The 19,351-nt window shown below is 69.4% G+C and carries 16 protein-coding genes and 1 pseudogene; 3 read left to right on the forward strand and 14 right to left on the reverse strand.

All coding sequences use genetic code 11. The features are described 5' to 3' along the window. Positions 1-15: 15 nt before the first annotated feature. Positions 16-1,257, reverse strand: a complete 1,242-nt coding sequence (locus tag ACUYTF_RS03270; protein ID WP_434143136.1) for an MFS transporter — start codon at positions 1,255-1,257, stop codon at positions 16-18. A 69-nt stretch (positions 1,258-1,326) separates the two neighbouring features. Between ACUYTF_RS03270 and ACUYTF_RS03275 the strand changes: the two genes are divergently transcribed. Then, the gene (locus tag ACUYTF_RS03275) at positions 1,327-2,172 is read left to right on the forward strand and encodes a Sir2 family NAD-dependent protein deacetylase (protein WP_434143135.1); all 846 of its coding nucleotides are present in this window, start codon (positions 1,327-1,329) and stop codon (positions 2,170-2,172) included. Between the two features lie 18 nt (positions 2,173-2,190). Here the strand turns inward: ACUYTF_RS03275 and ACUYTF_RS03280 are convergent, their stop codons facing one another. Continuing rightward, the gene (locus ACUYTF_RS03280) at positions 2,191-3,243 is read right to left on the reverse strand and encodes a putative sulfate exporter family transporter (RefSeq protein WP_434143134.1); all 1,053 of its coding nucleotides are present in this window, start codon (positions 3,241-3,243) and stop codon (positions 2,191-2,193) included. Between the two features lie 82 nt (positions 3,244-3,325). Here ACUYTF_RS03280 and ACUYTF_RS03285 point away from each other — a divergent pair, with 82 nt between their 5' ends. Continuing rightward, positions 3,326-4,252, forward strand: coding sequence for a LysR substrate-binding domain-containing protein (locus tag ACUYTF_RS03285; protein ID WP_434143133.1), 927 nt, complete (start codon positions 3,326-3,328; stop codon positions 4,250-4,252). A 3-nt stretch (positions 4,253-4,255) separates the two neighbouring features. Here the strand turns inward: ACUYTF_RS03285 and ACUYTF_RS03290 are convergent, their stop codons facing one another. Genes ACUYTF_RS03290 through ubiE form a run of 3 tightly spaced genes read right to left on the reverse strand, consistent with a single transcriptional unit; the run spans position 4,256 to position 7,462 of the window. Next, complete coding sequence (locus ACUYTF_RS03290; RefSeq protein WP_434143132.1) at positions 4,256-5,632, reverse strand: pyridine nucleotide-disulfide oxidoreductase; 1,377 nt, start codon at positions 5,630-5,632, stop codon at positions 4,256-4,258. A 25-nt stretch (positions 5,633-5,657) separates the two neighbouring features. Beyond that, positions 5,658-6,671, reverse strand: a complete 1,014-nt coding sequence (locus ACUYTF_RS03295) for a polyprenyl synthetase family protein (protein WP_434143211.1) — start codon at positions 6,669-6,671, stop codon at positions 5,658-5,660. 41 nt (positions 6,672-6,712) lie between these two features. Further along, a complete protein-coding gene (ubiE, locus tag ACUYTF_RS03300; RefSeq protein WP_434143131.1) occupies positions 6,713-7,462 on the reverse strand; it encodes a bifunctional demethylmenaquinone methyltransferase/2-methoxy-6-polyprenyl-1,4-benzoquinol methylase UbiE in 750 nt (249 codons plus the stop codon). A 154-nt stretch (positions 7,463-7,616) separates the two neighbouring features. Here ubiE and ACUYTF_RS03305 point away from each other — a divergent pair, with 154 nt between their 5' ends. After that, complete coding sequence (locus ACUYTF_RS03305) at positions 7,617-8,924, forward strand: isochorismate synthase (RefSeq protein WP_434143130.1); 1,308 nt, start codon at positions 7,617-7,619, stop codon at positions 8,922-8,924. Positions 8,925-8,949: 25 nt separating this feature from the next. On the opposite strand, the gene ACUYTF_RS03310 is transcribed toward ACUYTF_RS03305, so the two are convergent. The 9 genes and pseudogenes from ACUYTF_RS03310 to ACUYTF_RS03350 all read right to left on the reverse strand — a co-directional run bounded on the left by ACUYTF_RS03310 (position 8,950) and on the right by ACUYTF_RS03350 (position 19,105). Continuing rightward, positions 8,950-9,819 (reverse strand): PPK2 family polyphosphate kinase, encoded by an 870-nt coding sequence (locus ACUYTF_RS03310; protein WP_434143129.1) that lies wholly within the window; start codon positions 9,817-9,819, stop codon positions 8,950-8,952. A 24-nt stretch (positions 9,820-9,843) separates the two neighbouring features. Further along, positions 9,844-11,443, reverse strand: a pseudogene (locus ACUYTF_RS03315) (xylulokinase). Beyond that, positions 11,440-12,141 carry an L-ribulose-5-phosphate 4-epimerase gene (locus ACUYTF_RS03320; RefSeq protein WP_434143127.1) on the reverse strand — a complete coding sequence of 234 codons (702 nt, stop codon included), beginning with the start codon at positions 12,139-12,141 and terminating at the stop codon, positions 11,440-11,442. Before ACUYTF_RS03320 ends, ACUYTF_RS03315 begins: the two are co-directional and overlap by 4 nt. A 15-nt stretch (positions 12,142-12,156) precedes the next feature. Next, entirely contained in the window at positions 12,157-12,873 is a 717-nt protein-coding gene (locus tag ACUYTF_RS03325; protein ID WP_434143126.1) for an HAD-IA family hydrolase, read from the reverse strand. Then, positions 12,870-13,913: an NAD(P)-dependent alcohol dehydrogenase gene (locus tag ACUYTF_RS03330; RefSeq protein ID WP_434143125.1), complete on the reverse strand. Its 1,044-nt coding sequence runs from the start codon at positions 13,911-13,913 to the stop codon at positions 12,870-12,872. Before ACUYTF_RS03330 ends, ACUYTF_RS03325 begins: the two co-directional genes overlap by 4 nt. A gap of 75 nt (positions 13,914-13,988) precedes the next feature. Beyond that, positions 13,989-15,002, reverse strand: a complete 1,014-nt coding sequence (locus ACUYTF_RS03335) for a substrate-binding domain-containing protein (protein WP_434143124.1) — start codon at positions 15,000-15,002, stop codon at positions 13,989-13,991. Between the two features lie 31 nt (positions 15,003-15,033). After that, complete coding sequence (locus tag ACUYTF_RS03340) at positions 15,034-16,041, reverse strand: ABC transporter permease subunit (RefSeq protein ID WP_434143123.1); 1,008 nt, start codon at positions 16,039-16,041, stop codon at positions 15,034-15,036. Beyond that, positions 16,038-17,573, reverse strand: coding sequence for an ATP-binding cassette domain-containing protein (locus ACUYTF_RS03345; RefSeq protein ID WP_434143122.1), 1,536 nt, complete (start codon positions 17,571-17,573; stop codon positions 16,038-16,040). Before ACUYTF_RS03345 ends, ACUYTF_RS03340 begins: the two co-directional genes overlap by 4 nt. Further along, complete coding sequence (locus ACUYTF_RS03350; protein WP_434143121.1) at positions 17,570-19,105, reverse strand: FGGY family carbohydrate kinase; 1,536 nt, start codon at positions 19,103-19,105, stop codon at positions 17,570-17,572. Before ACUYTF_RS03350 ends, ACUYTF_RS03345 begins: the two co-directional genes overlap by 4 nt. Between the last annotated feature and the right edge of the window lie 246 nt (positions 19,106-19,351).

Below are 19,351 nucleotides of genomic sequence, written 5' to 3' on the forward strand. Positions count from 1 at the left end.
GGTGCGCCGGCCGACTCACCGCTGGGCCGGCCGCCCGGTTTCGCCGACGAAGCGATCGCGCCCGGCGAGGGTGCCGAAGACCAGCATTCCGCAGGCGTTCGCAAGAACGAGCACGAGCCCCGGCTTCCAGGATCCTGTCGCGTCGTGCATCGCGCCGACGGCCACCGGCCCCGCCGCCGCGAGCAGGTAGCCGATCGACTGCGCCAGGCCCGACAGCGACGCCGCCTGATGATGGTCGCGGGTGCGCAGGCCGAACAGAGACAGCGCCGTCGTGATGGCGATCCCGCCCGACAGCCCGATCAATGCCACCCACAGCAGGGCGAGCTGCGGCATCAGCAGCACGCCGGCGAGGCCGATGATCGGCAGGATCGCGGCGGCGGCCGCGATCGCGCTCTGACTGGGCAGCCGGTGCAGCAGGGCGGCCGCGCTGAGGCTGCCGATGATGCCGCAGCACTGGAAGGCGAACTGGTGCCATCCCGCCGCGACGGAGCTGTACCCGAGGTCGCGTTCGATCGTCGGCCACCAGGTGATCACCGTGTAGTAGATCGTGGATTGCAGGCCGAGGAAGAGCGTCACCTGCCAGGCGAGGGCCGAGCGCCACATCGGTGGCCCCGTGCGCGGGGCTGGCGCCGCTGCGGCTGGAGAGCCAGTGGGTACGCGCACTCGTCGCCTCAGGGTCGGCAGGAACACGGCGAAGCCGATGAGCCCGAGACCGGCCCAGACTCCGAGTGAGAGCCGCCAGCCGAACTGGCTTGCACCGGCGATGGGCACGGCGAGCCCTGCAGCCACCGCTGCGAGCGTGCTCTGGGCGGCCGAATAGACGCCCGTCATGAGCCCGACCCGATGCGGGTACTCCCGTTTCACGAGCGCAGGGATGAGTACGTTCAGCGTCGCGACAGCTGCGCCCAGCAACGCGGTGCCTCCCCAGATGGCACCCGGGATGGGCACCGAGCGCAGCACGATCGCGCCGGTGAGCACGAGCAGCGCGCCGCCGAGCGTCCATTCGAGGCCGATCCGCCTGGCGAGCAGCGGCGCGAGCGGCGAGAAGATCGCGAAGCCGACGACCGGGAGGCTGATGAGGAAGGAGGCCGCGCTGCCGGAGATGCCGAGGTCGTGCTGGATATCGCCGAGCACGGGGCCGACCGAGGTGATGCCGGCACGGAGGTTCATGGCGAGCAGCAGCACTCCGGCGAGCGCGAATCCCATGCGCAGCGGTGCATCACCGCCCGAGGGAGCGGGTCGGGCTGCGGAAGTCATGAGTGCCAGCGTATCGCGTGTCAGCGCGGGCCCGCGCACCGGTAGCGTGGAGCGCGGGAAGGGGATCGCATGGACCAGGGCATCGGCGGCGGCTCGGAGGACGGCATCGCTCGGCTCGCAGCGCTCTTCGAGGCGGGCCCGGTAGCCGTGCTCACGGGGGCGGGCGTCTCGACCGACTCGGGCATCCCCGACTACCGCGGCGCGGGCACGCCGCCGCGCACCCCGATGAGCATCGCCCAGTTCATGGACGACGAGCAGTACCGCCGCCGGTTCTGGGCGGGTGCCAGGGTCGGGTCTCTGGCGACCGCGCACGTCGCCCCGAACGCCGGGCATACCGCGCTCGCCCATCTCGAGGCGGCGGGCCGCATCGAGGGCGTCATCACGCAGAACGTCGACGATCTGCACCGCCGCGCGGGCTCGCGCACGGTCGTCGAGCTGCACGGCAACGGGGCGACGATCCGCTGCACCGCGTGCGACCGCCGCTGGGGCCGCGCCGAGGTGCTCGCGTGGTTCGACGCGCTGAACCCGGGGTTCGCCGAGCGGCATGCGGGCGCCGAGATCGCGCCCGACGGCGACGCGCTCGTCGCAGAGGTCGCGGGCGTCGCGGTGCCGTCGTGCCCCGTGTGCGGCGGCGTGCTGCGCCCCGACGTCGTCTACTTCGGCGAGCTCGTGCCGCGGCCCGTCTTCGCGAGCGCCGAGGCCCTGGTCGACGGCGCGCACGCGCTGCTGCTCGCGGGCACCTCGCTCGCAGTGAACACCGGCATCCGGCTCGTGAACCGGGCCGAACGACGAGGGATCCCTCTCGCCGTCATCAATCGCGGGCCGACGGCGGTCGACGCGCGGGCCGCCCTCGCCGTGCGCATCGACGGCGGCGCGAGCGAGACGCTGACTGCGCTCGCGAGCGCCCTGGGCTGAGCCGCCGGGCCGCCCGGCTCAGCCGATGTGGCCCGTGAGCGCCATCACGCCGAGCGCGGTCGTCGCGACGAGCACCGAGAGGATGCCGCCGAGCAGCAGCGGCCGGAAGCCGGCCGTACGAATGGCGCGCAGGTCGGTCGAGAGACCGATGCCGGCGAGCGCCGTCGCGACGAGGAAGACGCTCACCCGGGTCGCGGCGTCGACGACGGGTTCGGAGAGGACGCCGGTCGAGCCGACGCAGGCGACGAGCACGAAGCCGAGGAGGAACCACGGTACGAGCTTCAGGATGCGGCGGGCGCTCCAGGCCTCGCCGGAGCCCGTGCCCTCGCCCGAGCGCCGCGCCTCGAGCACCGCGAGCGTCACCGTGATCGGGATGATCATGAGCGTGCGCACGAGCTTCACGACGACCGCGAAGCCGAGGGCCGAGGCGCTGAACACGCTCGCCGCGGCGACGACCGAGCTGGTGTCGTTGACGGCGGTGCCGGCGAAGAGCCCGAAGGCGTGCGGCGTCATACCGAGCGCATGGCCGACGGCCGGGAAGACGATGACCGCGATGATATTGAAGAGGAACACGGTCGAGATCGCGTACGAGATGTCGGAGCTGCGGGCCTTGATGACGGGGGCGGTCGCCGCGATCGCCGACGCGCCGCAGATGCCGGTGCCGACGCCGATGAGGGTGCGGATATCGCGGTCGACGCCGAGCGCCCGGCCGATGAGCCAGGCGGCGAGCAGGCAGACCGCGAGCGTGCTCAGCATGACCGGCAGCGATTCGGCGCCGACCTCGACGATGCTCGCGAGCGAGAGCTGCGCGCCGAGCAGCACGACCGCGAGCTGCAGCACGAACTTGCCCGAGTAGGCGACGCCCGGGGCGAAGCGGCCCGCGGGCCGGCGCACCACCGCGATGAGCACGCCGATGACGACGGCAGGGATCGCCGACCCCACGACCGGCGCCGCTGCGCCGATGGCGGTCGCGACGGCCGCGATGGCCGCGCAGAGCAGGAATCCGGGCCAGACCTCGGCCCCGCGCTGCAGGAGTCGTGCGGGCAGGGTGACGGCGGGGGCGAATTGCATGCCTTCAGTCTGCTGCACGGCGCGGGCGCCCGATACCGGGTATGCGCTTGGAGGGTACAAGCAGAGGTTGTATCGTGGGTTCGTGCCCAGCCCCTCCCTCGCCGAACTCCGCGTGCTCGAGTGCGCCGTGCGCACGGGCAGCCTCTCGGCGGCCGCCCGCGACCTCGGTCTCAGCCAGCAGGCGGTGTCGGCCCGACTGCGCGGTCTCGAACGCCTCATCGGTCTCGAACTCGTGCACCGCTCCCCCGCCGGCGTCGCCCCGACCGCCGCCGGCGACGCCGTGCTCGCCGGGGCGCACGAAGTGCTCGCCGCGGCCGCGCGCCTCGACGCCGCTATCGCCGAGCTGCGCGGCGAGAGCGGCGCCGCAGCCCTCAGGGTCGCCGCGAGCCAGACGATCGCCGCGCACCTGCTGCCCGACTGGATCGTGGAGCTGCGCGGCGCCCGTCTGGGCGCGGGCCGCACGACCGTGCAGGTCGAGCTGCGCACCGCGAACAGCGAGCAGGTCATCGCGCTCGTGCGGGGCGGCGACGCCGACCTCGGTTTCATCGAGCAGCCGGAGGCCCCGCGCGGTCTCGCTCACGCCATCGTGCGGCACGATCGCATGGTCGTCGCGGTGGCACCGCAGCACGAGTGGGCGGGGCGCGCGATGATCCCCGTCGACGAGCTCGCCCGGGCCCCGCTCGTCACCCGCGAGGCCGGCAGCGGCACCCGCGCGGCGTTCGAGCGCGCCGTGCGAGAACGACTCGGCGCCGAGGCCGCCCCGCCCCTCATGTCGCTCGCGACCGAGGCGGCCGTGCGCTCGGCGGTCGCACGCGGCGTCGCACCGGCCGTGCTCAGCGAGCTCACCGTGCTCGACGACGCCCGGTTGGGGCGCATCGTCGCCGTGCCCATCGGGCCCGCCGCCGTGCGCCGACCCCTCGTGGCGATCTGGCGCGGCGATGCGCGCGACCTCATCGGGGCGCGCAGGCAGCTCGTCGAGGTCGCGGCAGCGCACGGGCGCGACGCCTGAACGCTATTCTCCGCGCGAGATGCGCGTCATCTCCTCGCGCGATACGACCTTGATGCGCTCGCGGCCGGCCTCGTCGCCGAGGCCGAGCTCGTGCTCGTCGAGGCGATGCCAGCCCTCGATCGTCGTGTAGGGCACCTCGCGCGCGTGCAGCAGCTCGGGAACGGCCGACGGCTCGGGGGCGGTCGGCTGCCACCAGTCGGCGCGATCGGCGATGATCTGCTCGAGCGTCTCCATCGCATCCGACTTCGTGTGGCCGATGAGGCCGATGGGGCCGCGCTTGATCCACCCGGTCGCGAAGACGCCGGCGATCGGTTCGCCCTCGAGGTCGACGACCCGGCCGCGATCGTTCGGGATGACGCCCCGGTTCTCGTCGAACGGGATCTCGTCGAGCGGCGACCCGAAGTAGCCGACGGCGCGGTAGAGGGCCTGCATCGGCACGACCTCGAACTCGCCCGTGTCGACGATGCCGCCGCCCCCGTCGGGCGCGGTTCGCTCGATCTTGAGCCCCGCGACACGGCCGTTCTCGGTCACGACCTCGACGGGCTTCGACCAGAAGTGCAGGTGCAGGCGGCGGCTCGCGGGCGCGACCTCGCCGGCCTCCCGCTGCCGCTGCTCGGCGCGCCACTTGTCCATGATGCGGGTCATGACGAGCACCTGCTTGCTCTTCGCGAGCGTCTCGTCGGCGTAGGAGTCGTCGACGTCGAAGTCGCGTTCGTCGACGACCATGTCGACATCGCGCACCTCGCCGAGCTCGCGCAGCTCGAGCGGCGTGAACTTGACGTACTTCGGGCCGCGGCGGCCGAAGAGGTGCAGCTCTTCGATCGGGTTCGCCTTCAGCCCCTGGTAGACGTTGTCGGGAATCTCCGTGGGCAGCAGGTCGTCGGCGTGCTTGATGAGCATGCGCGAGACATCGAGGGCGACGTTGCCGTTGCCGATGACGCCGACCGACGCGGCCTCGAGCGGCCAGGTGCGGGGCACGTCGGGGTGGCCGTCGAACCAGCTCACGAAGTCGGCGGCGCCGTACGACGATGCGGCGTCGATGCCCGGCACCTCGAGCGCGGCATCGCGGATCGCGCCCGTCGAGAACACGACCGCGTGGTAGTGCCGCTTGAGGTCGGCGAGCGTGATGTCGACGCCGTAGCGCACGTTGCCGTAGTAGTTGACCGTGCCGCTGTCGAGCACCTGGCGCAGGGCGGTGATGATGCCCTTGATGCGCGGGTGGTCGGGCGAGACGCCGTAGCGCACCAGGCCGTAGGGGGCGGGCAGCTGCTCGAACAGGTCGATCTCGACGTCGAAGTCGCGTTCGGCCTTCAGCAGCAGGTCAGCGGTGTAGATGCCGGCCGGGCCGGCCCCGACGATCGCGAGTCTCATCTTGCTCATCTTGTGCACTGCGCCGAGGCGCGGTTCAGCCTTCCCGGTTCACGATGGAGTCGGCCATGCGCTCGAGGGCGCGCTTCACCGACGATTTCGGCAGCGGCGCGAGCGCCGCCTTCGCGTCTTCGGCCCAGCGGCGGGCCGTCGCCTCGGTCTCGCGCGTCACCTCGTGGGCGCGCAGCTCTTCGACCTCGGGGTCGAGCAGGCCCGCGTCGGCGCCCTGCCCGATCGCCGCGACGCCCTCGTCGATGCGTCGCAGCAGATCGGAAGCGGCGGCGTCGCCTGCTGCTGCGCGCTCGCGCAGCAGCAGCAGCGGCAGCGTCGCGACGCCGGCCCGCAGGTCGGTGCCCGCCTTCTTACCGGTCTGCTCCTTCTTCGGCGACAGATCGATGACGTCGTCGACGAGCTGGAAGGCGACGCCGATGCGCTCGCCGTACTCGGTGACCGGGTCGGCGTACGCCCCGGGCGCACCGCTGAACATGATGCCCATGCGGGCGGCCGTCGCGATGAGGGCGCCCGTCTTGTCGGCGAGCACCTGGATGTAGTGCGCGATCGGCTCGTCGTCGGGGCCGGGGCCTACGGTCTCGTGCAGCTGGCCGAGGCAGAGGCGTTCGAAGGTGCGCGCCTGCAGCAGGATGGCCTCCTCGCCCATGCCCGAGACGAGGCTCGAGGCGCGAGCGAACAGCAGATCGCCGGCGAGGATCGCGACCGAGTTCGACCACACGGTCTGCGCGGCGGGCACCCCGCGGCGCAGGTTCGCGTCGTCCATGACGTCGTCGTGGTAGAGCGAGGCGAGGTGGGTGAGCTCGATCGCCTGCGCGGCACGGCGCACGCGATCGTTCGGGCCGTCGCCGAGCGAGCTGGCGAGCAGCGTCAGCACGGGCCTGATGCGCTTGCCGCCGGCCTCCATGAGGTAGCGGGCAGGGGCGTCGGCGACGGGCGAGGCGAACTCGAGCTGCTGCGCGAGAGCCTGCTCGATGATCTCGAGCTGCTCCTGGATCGCCTTCGCCTGACGGCGCTCCTGCGCGCCCTGGAACAGGCGCATCGGCAGCGCCTGGGTCGCCGTGTCTTCGGCTAGGGGACGACTCACTGCGTGTCTCCGGTCTTCGGGGTCTCGGTCTTCGGGCCCTCGGGCACGAAGCCGCGGTGCAGCGCGACGATGCCGAAGGTGAGGTTGCGGTAGGCGACGCGTTCGAACCCGACCTCGCGCATCCACTCCGCGAGCTCCTCCTGCGCCGGCCACTGCTCGATCGACTCGTTCAGGTACTCGTACGCCTCGGCCGCCTTGCGGTTGATGAGGCCGGCGACGCGCGGCAGCACGTAGCGGCCGTACAGCTGGTACGGCACGCGCACGAACGGCAGCGGGGGCGTCGAGAACTCGTTGATGACGACGCGACCGCCGGGGCGCACGACGCGCAGCATCTCGGCGAGCGCCTTGCGGGGGTCGGCGATGTTGCGCAGGCCGTACGAGATGGTGGCGGCGTCGAACTCGTCGTCGCGGAACGGCAGATCCATCGCGTCGGCCTGCACGAACTCGACGCGGTCGTTGCCGGCCTGGCGCTTGCGCCCCTCGGCGAGCATGCCCTCCGAGAAGTCGGCGGCGACGACGTGGGCGCCCTGCGCGGCGAGCGCGGCGGAGGAGGTGCCGGTGCCGGCGGCGATGTCGAGCACGCGCATACCGGGCCGCGGGTCGACGGCGCGCGTGGTGGCGATCCGCCACAGGCGGTCGTTGCCGACCGTGAGCACGTCGTTGATGAGGTCGTAGCTCGGGGAGACCTCGTCGAACATCGCGGAGACGTCGGTCGCGCGCTTGGTGGAGGTGTCGGGTCGGATCACCGTTCCATCGTAGCCGTCCTGCGCTCCGCTCGTCCTGGGCCTTGCTGAGCGCGCGGTGCGAGGCGGCCGCTGCCGCATGCAGAGCGCCTCGACCTGACCCCGGCCCGGGCACCCACCGGGCTCTCGAATGCGACCGGGTAGATTGGAGCGGGTGATGAGCACCCCAGCGGCCCCGCGCCTTCGCGCGGTCACGCGCCCCCTTGCGGCGACCCCCGATCTCGTCGCATTCGCCGACCCCGCGCAGCCGCTCCTGTGGCTGCGCGACGACCGCGGCTGCGTCGGCGTCGGCGAGGTGCTGCGGCTCGAGTTCTCGGGCCCCGACCGCTTCGAGCGGGCGGCGGAGCACTGGCGCAGAGTCGCGGCGCTCGCCGAGATCGACGACGCGGTGCGGCTGCCCGGCACGGGCCTCGTCGCGCTCGGCACCTTCGCGTTCGACGATGCGAGCGGGGCGAAGAGCGTGCTCGTCGTGCCGCGGCTGCTCATCGCGCGGCACCGCGGCGCCGCGTGGGTCACCGAGATCTCGGCGCTCGGCGAGGACGATGCTCTCGGCGAGCGCGATAGCGATCTTCTCGACAGGGATCCCGCAGCGCGCCTGCCCGGGGCCTCCCCCGCGGGCCCCTGGCCCGGCACGGGCTTCGCCCCCGCCCCGCACACCCTGGACGCCTATCTCGGCGGCGTGCGCGAGGCGACGGCGCGGGTGGGGCGCGGCGCGCTCGAGAAGATCGTGCTCGCCCGGCAGGTGCGCGGCACGGTCGCTGCGGGCGCCGACCTGCGCGTGCCGCTCGGCCGCCTCGCCGAGCGCTACCTCGACTGCTGGACCTTCGCGGTCGACGGGCTCGTCGGCGCGAGCCCCGAGACGCTCATCCGGTCGACGAGCGGTGCCGTCTCGGCCCGCGTGCTCGCGGGCACCCGCGGCCGCCACGCCGAGAACGACGCGCGCGACGCCCGGGCCCGCGACGAGCTGCTCACGAGCGCGAAAGAGCAGCACGAGCACGCGTTCGCGGTGCAGAGCGTCGTGACCGCGCTGTCGCCCCATGTGCGCGAGCTGCGCACGAGCGACGAACCGTTCGCGCTGAAGCTGCCGAACGTGTGGCATCTCGCGACCGATCTCGGCGCCGCCCTCGGCGAGGAGAGCTCGGCGCTCGAGCTGGTGGGCGCGCTGCACCCGACGGCGGCGGTCGCCGGCACCCCGACGGCCGATGCGGTCGCGATGATCGCGGAGCTCGAACCGTTCGATCGCGAGCGCTATTCGGGCGCGGTCGGGTGGATCGACGCGGCGGGCGATGGCGAGTGGGTGATCGCGCTGCGCTGCGCCCAGATCGGCGCGGCCGACCCCGAGACCGGCGACCGGCCCGTCGTCGCGAGCGCCGGCGGCGGCATCGTTGAGGGCTCCGACCCCGCGCACGAGCTCGGCGAGACCGTGTCGAAGCTGCGCCCCATCACCGAGGCGTTCGCCGAGTAGCGCACCGCCCCGGCGCCCCGGCGCCCTACGGCCAGAGCATCCCCGCGGACTCCACGACGCGCGCCCGTTCGGCCGCGATGTCGAAAGCGGCGGGAGGCCAGCCGGGCTGCATGCTCTCGAGCGCCTCGATCACGATGCGCTGCACTGCGACGCGAGCGTAGCGCTTCGAGTTCGCCGGGATGACGTACCAGGGCGCGTGCGGGGCATCGGTGCGCTCGATCGCGATCTGGAACGACTCCATGTACTGCGGCCAGAGCAGGCGTTCGTCGACGTCGCCCGGGTTGTACTTCCAGTGCTTCTCGGGGTCGTCGAGGCGGGCGAGCAGGCGCTCGGCCTGCTCCTCCGGCGAGATGTGCAGCATGATCTTCACGATGCGCACGCCGTCGTCGGCGATGCGCTTCTCGAAATCGGCGATCGCGCCGTAGCGGCGCTCGATCTCCTCGGGCGGAGCGAACTCGCGCACGCGCTGGATCAGCACGTCCTCGTAGTGCGATCGGTCAAAGACGCCGATCACGCCCGGGCCGGGAACGCGCGGTTCGATGCGCCACAGGAAGTCGTGCGCCCGTTCCTCAGCGGTCGGCGCTTTGAACGCCGAGACCGAGAGTCCGTACGGGTCGGCCTGCGAGAAGACGTGGTTGACGATGCCGCCTTTGCCTGCGGCGTCCATGGCCTGCAGCACGACGAGCAGCCGCCCTTCGGCGCCCTCCCGGCTCTGGGCGAACAGCTTCTCCTGCAGCAGCCGCAGTTCTTCGGCCGCCCGCGCGAGCTCCTGCTCGGCCTCCGACTTCCCGCCATCCGTGCCCGGGTGCGCGTCGGGGTCGACATCGCTCAGGCGGAACCCCTCCCCCGCACGGAGCAGGCCGGTGACATCCGCGTTCCAGAACTCGCGCGCCATGCGCCCTCCTCAGCTCGTGTGCTCCTACTGTAGGGCAGGCGCCGTCGCGCTTCGCTCCACAGCCGCAGCCCGTACCGCAGGGAGTGCTGCGCGGTAGTTCTCGAGAAACACCCGATAGCCGCGCACGGCTTCGGGTTCGGGGACCCGAGTCTCGCATGCGCTCTGCGAGAAGACATGCTCGCGGAGGTAGCTGCCGAGCTCGATCGCTTCCGCATGCTCGAGGTAGGCGGCGAGCACCGCAATTCCCCATGCGCCGCCCTCGGCCGCAGTCTCTCCCACCGTCACCGGCGTATCGAGCGCCGCTGCGAGGAAACGTTGGGCGACCTCGGCCGTACGGAAGATCCCCCCCGTGAGCCAGCAGCCGGTCGATCGCGACGCCCTCGCCATCGAGCGCCTCCATGCCGATCGCCAGAGCTCCGAACGCGCCGTACAGCTGCGACCGCATGAAGTTCGCGAGCGTGAATTCGCTATCGGGCGAACGGACCACGAGAGGGCGGCCGTCTGAGATCTCCACGACCGGTTCACCGGCGAGGAAATTGTACGCGACGACGCCCCCGGCATCGGGAGCGCCCCGCAAGGCTTCATCGAAGAGGACCTGGAATATGCGGTCGCCGTTGACCTGCGTCCCGAGCGCTTCTGCGAACCGGGCGAACATCGCGCCCCAGGCGCCGATCTCATTCGCGCCGTTGTTGCAATGCACCATCGCTACCGGATCGCCGGCCGGGGTGGCGACGACGTCGATCTCCATATGCACTTGTTCGAGCGGCCGCTCGAGCACCACCATTGCAAAGATACTGGTGCCCGCGCTCACATTCCCCGTACGCGGGCTCACGGCGCCGGTCGCCACCATTCCCGTGCCGGCGTCGCCCTCGGGCGGGCACAGCGGGATGCCCGATTCCAGGCGTCCGCTCGGATCGAGAAGTGCTGCTCCGGCACGAGTCAGGGCACCGGCGGCACGGCCAGCAGGAAGCACCTCGGGGAGCACACCGCTCACCGGCCTCCCGAGCGCGCCACCAGCCAGCGAATCGAACTTCCCGAGCTTCTCCATGTCGAAGGCGTCCCCGCTCACCGCGAGGGAGAACATGCCGGAGGCATCGCCGACTCCGAGCACGCGCCTGCCAGTCAGTTTCCAATGCACATAGCCGGCCAACGTCGTCAAATGGTCGATGCTCGAGACATGCGGTTCTTCATCGAGGATCGCCTGCAGCAGATGCGCGCTCGACCATCGCAGCGGAACGTTCTCGCCGAACGCTGCCGTCAACCTCTGCGCTGCCGGCCCCGTATTGGTGTTGCGCCAGGTGCGGAACGGCACGAGAAGCTCGCCTGCCGTATCGAACGCCAGGTAGCCGTGCATCATCGCCGAGACCCCGATCGCCCGATAGCGCGCAGGCATAGTCCCCTCGCTTCGTGCCACGTTCTCGATCAGACTCGCGTATGCGCTCCGCAGTCCGGCCCAGATCTCGTCGACCCCGTAGCTCCAGTGGCCGTCGACGAGTCGGCTCTCCCAGACATGGCTACCGGTCGCGAGCACTCGCGCGTCGGAGGGATCGATGAGGCAGGCCTTGATACGAGTGGAGCCGAGCTCGATGCCGAGAACCGTCCCTCCGTCCGAGATGAGACTCATCGTCGCTCGTCTCCGTCCTGCCCGTACACGTTTTGATACCGGGCGTAGAGTGCATCGATACGGTCCTGGGGAATCGGGATTGGCTCCCCGGCCTCGCGGGCGTAATGCACGGTACGGGCGACATCCTCGACCATGACGGCGGCCTTCACCGCATCCTTCGCCGAGACGCCGATGGTGAACGGGCCGTGATTCTGCATGAGTACCGCCCGGGAGCGATGCCCGCGGAGCGTCTCCACGATGCCCTGACCGATCGAATCGTCACCGATCACCGCGAATGGGCCGACCGGAATCGGGCCGCCGAATTCATCGGCCATGGCGGTGATCACGCACGGGATCTCCTCGCCTCTCGCGGCCCAGGCGGTGGCGAATGCGGAGTGCGTGTGCACGACCCCGCCGACGTCGGGCATATGCCGGTAGACGTAGGCATGCGCGACAGTATCGCTGGAGGGGCTTCGTTCGCTCCCCTGCGTTCCCGGAACCGGCCGACCTTCAAGGTCGCACACGATCATGTTCTCGGGCGCCAGATCCTCGTAGGCGATGCCCGACGGCTTGATCACGAACAGCTCGGTTCCGGGCACGCGACCAGATACGTTCCCGCCCGTCCATACGACTAGGCCGTATTTCACGAGCTCCGCGTGCAGCTCGGCAACCTCGCCCCGTACTCGGGCGATCGCGGCTTCCGGGTTCTCTGCGTTCAATCGTCGGCTCCTCGCTCAGACGCCATGCGGCGCGATCAGCAGATGCACGCCATCGGAATCGACGCTGTCGACACGGACGTCGGTCAACGCAGAGACGATGTGGTCGGCGTGGGCGCGGAGCGAAGAGATATCCTCGGTCCCGATGATCCCGATCGCGAGACACCCCGCTCCCCGCGCCGAACGCAGGCCTACGGCTGTGTCCTCGAAGGCGATCACCGTCGTGCCCTCCCGCAGCAGATATCCGATGCGTTCCCGGCCGAGGGCAAACGGTTCGGGGTCGGGCTTCCCGCGGCTCACGTCTTCACCGTTGACGAACACGGGCGGTACGCCGAAGCCGGCGTTCGCGAGCCTGCTGAGCGCGACGGATCTGACCGCCGAGGTGACGACGCCCCACCGATCGGCGGGCAGCGACGAGATCAGTTCGAGCGCGCCCGGAGTGGGCGAACATGGCAGCGAAGGATCCGATTCGAGCTCTTCGATGCGTCGGAGAGCCTCCTCGACATAACCGTCCTCCAGCACTGACGCCGCGATCGAAGCAGCAGTGCGACCGTGGTACCGGGCGAGGTCGGGCGCCTCGACCCCGAATTCGCGCGCCCAGGCCGACCAGGTGCGCTCAACGGCCTCGACCGAGTCCGCGATCGTGCCGTCCATGTCGAACAGGAGGGCATCGGCTCGCAGCGCGATCGTCGGCCGCGCCGATGCTCCCGGGCCGTCCGGCTTCCTCTGCGTCAACGAGCGGCCTTGATCGAGGGGAGGATGACCGTCTTGATGGCAAGAGGGTCGGTCTTCGCCTTCATCAGCGCGCCTTCGACATCATCGAGCCCGTACTGCCCAGTGATGATCGGCGAAGCGTCGACGCGGCCGGAGGCGATGAGGTCGATGGCCGTCGCCCAGGTGTTCACGTACCTGAAGGTGCCGGTCAGCGTGATCTCGCGATGCTGCAGCATGGCGATCGGGATATCGAGGCTGTCGGACCCCATACCGACGAGGCACGCCATGCCACCGCGCTTGATCGCGGGGAACGCGGCCTGGATCGCCCTGCCGTTGCCCGAGGCGTCGATGTACACGTCGAAGTGCTCGTCGTAGCCCACGAGCCCCCCGTTCAACGGATCGATGGTCTTCGTCGCGCCGTGTTCGAGCACGAACTGCCGCCGATGCTCGAGCGGGTCGCTGACGACGAGCTCAGTCGCCCCGAAGGATCGCGCCACCTGTGCCGTCAGAATACCGATCGGTCCGGCCCCTGAGATGAGCACCCTCGCTCCGGGGAACACTCCGGCTCGACGGCAGGCGTGCAGAGCGACCGAAACAGGTTCGACGAGCGCGGCCTCCTCAGCAGTCATGCCCTCGGGCACCGGGAATGCGAAATCGGCCTCGATGGTCACGTACTCCGAGAACGAACCGTCGACTGGCCAAGCGCCGTAGAACCGCATATCGCGGCACAGATGGTACTGAGCGCTCTTGCAGAGCTCGCAGACGCGGCACGGCCGTTGCGGTTCGATCGCGACGAGTTCGCCGATGCGGCCCTCGTCGACGTCGGCGCCGACCGCGACGATGGTGCCCGAGGTCTCGTGCCCGAGGACGACGGGGCTCTGCACGACGATATCGCCTACCGCGCCCGATTCGTAGAAGTGGGTGTCCGAACCGCAGACGCCGATGACGTCGACACGGATGAGCACTTCGTTCGCCGCGGGAGTCGGCACCGGCCGCTGCTGCAGCTCGATGCGGTGCGGTTCGATCAGGACGCTGGTGTCCATGGTGTCGGGAATCTGCATGGCGTTCCTTTCAGTGGTATCGAGCAGGAGCGGTTGGGCGTCCGGGCCACGGCCCGGACGCCCAACCGAAGAACGTTAGAAGACGCTGTTCTCGTCGTAGAACTCTGCCACGTTCTCGCAGTTGATGCCCGCGGCCTCGGTGTACTCCAGGGGCTCGAAGTCATCGGCCGACGCCTTGCCAGTACCGATCTCGAGACCGATCTCCACCGCACGGTTGACGGCGAGACTCGGCGAGTTCAAGCCCGTCGAGATGTAACGGCCATCGCACCCTCCGTCCTGGATCAGCTTCAGCGCTTCCTTCTGACCATCGGATGCCGCGGCGACGAGAGTCGTCGTGTTGCCCTGGTCTTCGAGGACGGTCAGGCCGCCGAGGGCCATCGAGTCGTTCAGTCCGAGCAGCAGGTCGAGGTCGGGGTTCGCCGCGAGGATCGACTCGGTCGCCGGCACCGCCTGATCCTGCGCCCAGCCCGCGGGGGCCTCCGCGACGATGTCGTACTTCACGCCGGCTTCCTCGAGGCCCTTGAGGAAGCCTCCCTGCCGCTGCGGCCCGACGATGTCGTCCTCGGGCGGACCGGTCAGCACGCCGACGGTGATGTCGGCGCCTTCGCCGACGCGTTCGCCGGTGAGAGCTCCCGACAGGCGACCGATCTCCTCGTTCGCTGACTGCACAGTGGTCACGCCGACATCCGGCACTCCGTAATCGACGAAGATGATCGGCACATCGTTCGCGAGCTGCTCGAGCTGATCGCGCTGCGTGTCCTGGCTGGTCGCGTTGATGAGCAGCACGTCGACGCCCTGGGTCACCATGGTGTTGGCCTGATCGAGCTGCTTCACCGCGTCACCGCCCGCATCCTGCACCAGCAGTTCGAAACCCTGCTCGGCCGCCAGGTCCTCGGCTTCCTTCTGCATCGCCGCGAAGTACGGTGCATCCAGCTGACGGATCAGGAAACCGACTTTCAGGTCTTCGACATTGCGCGCCTCGCCGGTGGCATCGTTGCCGCCGCCTTCAGTGCTGCCGCAGGCAGCGAGCCCGAACATCGCCAGGCCGGCCGCTGCGACACCTGCCGCGAGCCGTGTGAGTTTCTTCATGAGTGTTCCTCTCTTGGATGGGTGTTGAACGTCAGTTCTTCGAGAACTTCTTGCTGACGGAGATGGTGGTGAAGACGATCGCGAACAGGATCAACGCGCCGCGGAACGCATCCTGCAGATATGCGGAGACGTTGAGCAGCACGAGCAGGTTGGCGATCACGCCGAGGATCAGCGTGCCGAAGAGGGCCCCCGAGAGGCGTCCCTTGCCACCGGCCAGGCTCGCGCCGCCGATCACGACGGCCGCGATGGCGTCGAGCTCGTACAGGCTGCCGGCGGTCGGAGTCGCGGCGCCGATGCGAGCCGTCAGCAGGAAGCCGGCGAGGCCGACGAGAATGCCAGCGAAGATGTACACCGTGATCAGGGTGCGCCGCACCGGAACACCCGACGCGTACGCGGCATGCTTATTGCTGCCGATCGCGTAGATGCGCCGGCCGAAGACCGTGCGCGTCGTCACGAACCAGATGAGCGCCGCAAGCCCCAGCCAGATGAGGCCGAGCACAGGAATTCCGGCGACGGTCGTCGTCGCGATCGCGCGGAAGTCCTCAGCGGCGGGCTTGACCGGAACACCCTCGGTGTAGGCGTAGACGAGGCCTCGGGCGAGCGCCATGATACCCAGGGTCACGATGAACGGTTCGAGCCCCCGGAACGCGACGAGGTATCCCGTCAGAATGCCGAAGAGCAGGCCGACGGCGATCGCGACCACGGCCGCAAGAAGTACGCTCTGGCCGTTCAGCAGGCCGGCGCAGAGGACACCCGCGAGCGCGAGCACCGAGCCGACGCTGATATCGATGCCGCCCGTGAGGATGATCAGGAACTGCGCCAACGACACGATGCCGATGACCGATACCTGCAGCAGTAGATTCGTCAGATTGCGGGTCGTGAAGAACGCATCGGTGGAGAAGGCGGCCACGATCAGGAGACCGATGAGGATGAACAGCGGGTACTGCTCCTTCAGCCATCCGAGGAACGGGGGCAAGGGCTTCTTATCAGAATCGACCGCGTTCACGGATACGGTCTCGGTGGTTGGTGGGGCGCTCATGCGGCTTTTCCTCCCAGTGAGGCGCGGATGACGTCATCCGCGGTGTCGGTATGGGGATGCATCTCTGCGACGATCTCGCCATCGCGCGCGATCAGGATCCTGTGGCAGAGAGCGGTCGCCTCTTCCGCTTCGCTCGATACGACGAGCACGGCTTTGCCGGCGTCGGCCAGGCGACGGATGATCTGATAGATGTTCATGCGGGCAGCGATGTCGATGCCTTTCGTCGGCTCGTCGAGGATGACGAACTCGGGCTCGGCCTCGAGCCATTTGGCCAGGCATACCTTCTGCTGATTGCCGCCCGAAAGGGTGCGCGTCAGTGTGCTGCCGGTGCCCTTCACCTGGTATTCGGTGATGAGCCGATCGACCTCGGCCCGCTCCTCCCGGAGCTTCAGCACTCCTCCCTTGGAGTACCGCCCGAGCGTCGAGATCGTCATGTTCTGCCCGTTGCTGAAATCGGGCAGGAACCCTTCTTTGCGGCGGTCCTCCGAGACGTAGACGACCCCGTCGTCGAGAGCGTGAAAGGGCGTTCTCGCATGTGTCTCGCGGCCACCGATCGTCACAGTGCCCGCGTACCTTTCCTGCTGCCCCGAGATCGCCCGCGCGATGGAGCTGCGTCCGCTCCCGACGAGTCCGTACATGCCGAGGATCTCGCCGGGTCTGATGGTGAAGGAGATGTCATGGGCCGACCCCGCAGCGAGTCCCTCGACGCGAACGAGCGGTTCGATTTCAGGCCCCGGAGCGTTCTCGGGAGGCTCGATCGCGGCGACGCGCTCGCCGACCATCATGGTCAGGATCTCGTCGTGATCGGTGCTCGCAGTCTCTCGGATTCCGACGAGGCGGCCGTTGCGCAGCACGGCGATGCGGTCGGCCATCGAGAAGACCTCCTGCATGCGGTGCGAGACGAAAATGATGCTCGTGCCTGCTGCCCGCTCGGCGGCGACGAGCTGCAGGACATCCTGGAAATGCTCCTCCGTCGTCGATGCCGTGGTCTCGTCGAGCAGGAGGATGCGGTGTGGCACGACCTGAGTACGCGACAAGGCGAGCATCTGCCGAAGCCCCGGGGGCAACGAGCTCGCCGACTGCTTCAGCGGTACGTCCGTGAGGCCCACGGCGTCTAGCGCCTTGCGTGCGCCGACGGCATCGGTCTTCACGCGTTTCCAGCCGCGCGACCCGCCCGAACCGCTGAGCTGCTTGAGCCACACGTTCTCCTGAACGGTGAAGGTGTCGATCACCAGAGGCTCCTGATGCATGAGCAAGATGCCCGCATCCTCGGCATCGGACGGAGAGGTGATCTCTCCCGCGTAGCCGGCGATGCGCACCCGCCCCTCGGTCGGCACGGTCTGACCGGCGAGCACCCCCGCAAGCGTGGACTTTCCTGCGCCGTTCGCCCCGCAGATCGCGAGCACCTCTCCGGGATAGCCGAATAGTGAGACTCCGGAGAGCGCTCGCACGCCGGGGAACACCATGCTGACGTCCTCGATCGAGAAGGCGATCTCGCGCCCGTTCTCGTCGAGCAATGCTTCGGTCGTCATTTCGTCTCCTCGCGTACTTGGGATTCGGAACTGGAGCGGCGGGCCGAGACCCTGGCGCGCAGCTGCGCCGCGCTCTCCTGCGCGTCGAGGTAGTCCTCGTATGCCAGTCCGAGCGCCGCGGCATCGGCGGGCCTCGGCTGGAGCATCTCGATCGGCGGGGCGAACTGGGCGGCCGATGCGGCGCCGGTCTCCAGACGATGGCCGATCAGCGCGCACGACCTGAGCGTCAGATTGTCATCGCGCACGACTGCGATCTCGCGGTCGACCGCATCGACGGTGAGCTGCAGCCAGAGCGGGTTGCGTGTAATGCCGCCGGAGACCGCGAACACCCCGGGCTCCGGGATACCGGCCTCGGTGAGGCCCGCGACCACGGCCTTCGAACCGAGGGCTACGGCTTCTGCGAGCGCCCGATAGAGTTCAGCCGGACCGGTTTGGAAGGAGAGCCCATGCACGCCGCCGCGCATCATCGCGTCCCTCCACGGTGTACGACCGCCCATGAAGGTGTCCAGGGCGATGATGCCGTGGGAGGCCGTCGGAATGCGATCGGCCTGTGCGAGCAGCGATGGTAGATCCGCGCGCTCGACACCGAACAGCCGCTCGGCCGCCCAGCTCAGCACGGAGCCCGTGGTCACCTGGCCGGCCTCGACGAGGTAACGGCCGGAATGCAACGCATCTGGATACGGCCCCCAGAAGCGGGAATCGAAGATCGTGTCCTCGATCTCCAGAGTGAGCGCGTTTGATGTGCCGGCGACCATCGAGTAGAGCGGACCATCGCTGCCCTGCTCGAGCTCGCCCAGTGACACGAGCGAGAGGTGCGCATCGATACCTCCGATGCCGACGACGGGACTCCCGGAGATGCCGAGCTCCCGGGCGATGGCAGGGTGGATCTCCGCGGCCGCAGCGCCTACCGGCAACACCGTCGACGGCAGCTTCTCCGAAAGTCCTGGGGCGCCGAGGTCTGCGTATAAATCAGTCGGGTAGTGATCGCCGACGAGATTCCATTTGCAGGCCGCCATCATGCGTGAAGCGAACGCCCGACCGGTGAGGCGCTCCACCAGATAGTCGTGGCACTCTCTCACTTTGGCCGTGCGGGCCCATACCTCGGGCCGGTTGCGCGCCATCCAGGCTGCCTTCGTCACCAGCCATTCCGCGCTGTTGCCGCCGCCGGCGAACGCTAGGTTCGGATGTTCAGTCCGCGCAGAAAGCGCCGCTTCGTCGGCAGCACGCTGATCCATCCAGAGGAGTGCGGGATGCACCGGCACCCCGGCCTCGTCGAGGAATGCGACCGAAGAGGAGGTGGTCGCTACGGCGATGGTGTCGACGGAGGCCGTCCCGGCGGCGGCGAGCGCACCGGTCACGGCTTCGACAGCCGCACTCCACCATTCCTCGGGATCCTGCTCCGCCCAAGCCGGGCGCGGGAACACCGTGCGGAGCGCCGACCGATGGGTACCGAGCGTGTCGCCCTGCTCGTCGAAGAGCGAGGCCCGCACGCTCTCCGTCCCAACATCGACGCCGAGATATCGCCCCACCATCCACCTCCTCGTGTATTCCGACGTGACCCCAAGCCCACCGTTCGCAGGGTGACGGGACCGCTTGATAACGTACCGGCGCAGATCGCACAAGCCAACTGTTTCGCAAACTTATGCTCATATGAGCATTGTTTCTGTTAAGAATCGCGCCAGTGAGGTCGCCGATTGAGACATATGCGAGCAAACGCGCGGCCTCGAAGAACAGTGCAACGCAGACGGCCCCGGATTTCGGACGCGGCATGAGCGCCC

The sequence above is a fragment of the Leucobacter sp. GX0328 genome, from assembly GCF_053567315.1.

Coding starts and splice junctions, on each gene's coding strand:
- ACUYTF_RS03345 (WP_434143122.1), bottom strand. CDS start 17,573: ATGACGACCGAAGCATTGCTCGACGAGAACGGGCGCGAGATCGCCTTC.
- ACUYTF_RS03310 (WP_434143129.1), bottom strand. CDS start 9,819: ATGGCGCGCGAGTTCTGGAACGCGGATGTCACCGGCCTGCTCCGTGCG.
- ACUYTF_RS03305 (WP_434143130.1), top strand. CDS start 7,617: ATGAGCACCCCAGCGGCCCCGCGCCTTCGCGCGGTCACGCGCCCCCTT.
- ACUYTF_RS03340 (WP_434143123.1), bottom strand. CDS start 16,041: ATGAGCGCCCCACCAACCACCGAGACCGTATCCGTGAACGCGGTCGAT.
- ACUYTF_RS03280 (WP_434143134.1), bottom strand. CDS start 3,243: ATGCAATTCGCCCCCGCCGTCACCCTGCCCGCACGACTCCTGCAGCGC.
- ACUYTF_RS03295 (WP_434143211.1), bottom strand. CDS start 6,671: ATGCGCCTGTTCCAGGGCGCGCAGGAGCGCCGTCAGGCGAAGGCGATC.
- ACUYTF_RS03330 (WP_434143125.1), bottom strand. CDS start 13,913: ATGCAGATTCCCGACACCATGGACACCAGCGTCCTGATCGAACCGCAC.
- ACUYTF_RS03350 (WP_434143121.1), bottom strand. CDS start 19,105: ATGGTGGGGCGATATCTCGGCGTCGATGTTGGGACGGAGAGCGTGCGG.
- ACUYTF_RS03335 (WP_434143124.1), bottom strand. CDS start 15,002: ATGAAGAAACTCACACGGCTCGCGGCAGGTGTCGCAGCGGCCGGCCTG.
- ACUYTF_RS03290 (WP_434143132.1), bottom strand. CDS start 5,632: ATGAGCAAGATGAGACTCGCGATCGTCGGGGCCGGCCCGGCCGGCATC.
- ACUYTF_RS03275 (WP_434143135.1), top strand. CDS start 1,327: ATGGACCAGGGCATCGGCGGCGGCTCGGAGGACGGCATCGCTCGGCTC.
- ACUYTF_RS03270 (WP_434143136.1), bottom strand. CDS start 1,257: ATGACTTCCGCAGCCCGACCCGCTCCCTCGGGCGGTGATGCACCGCTG.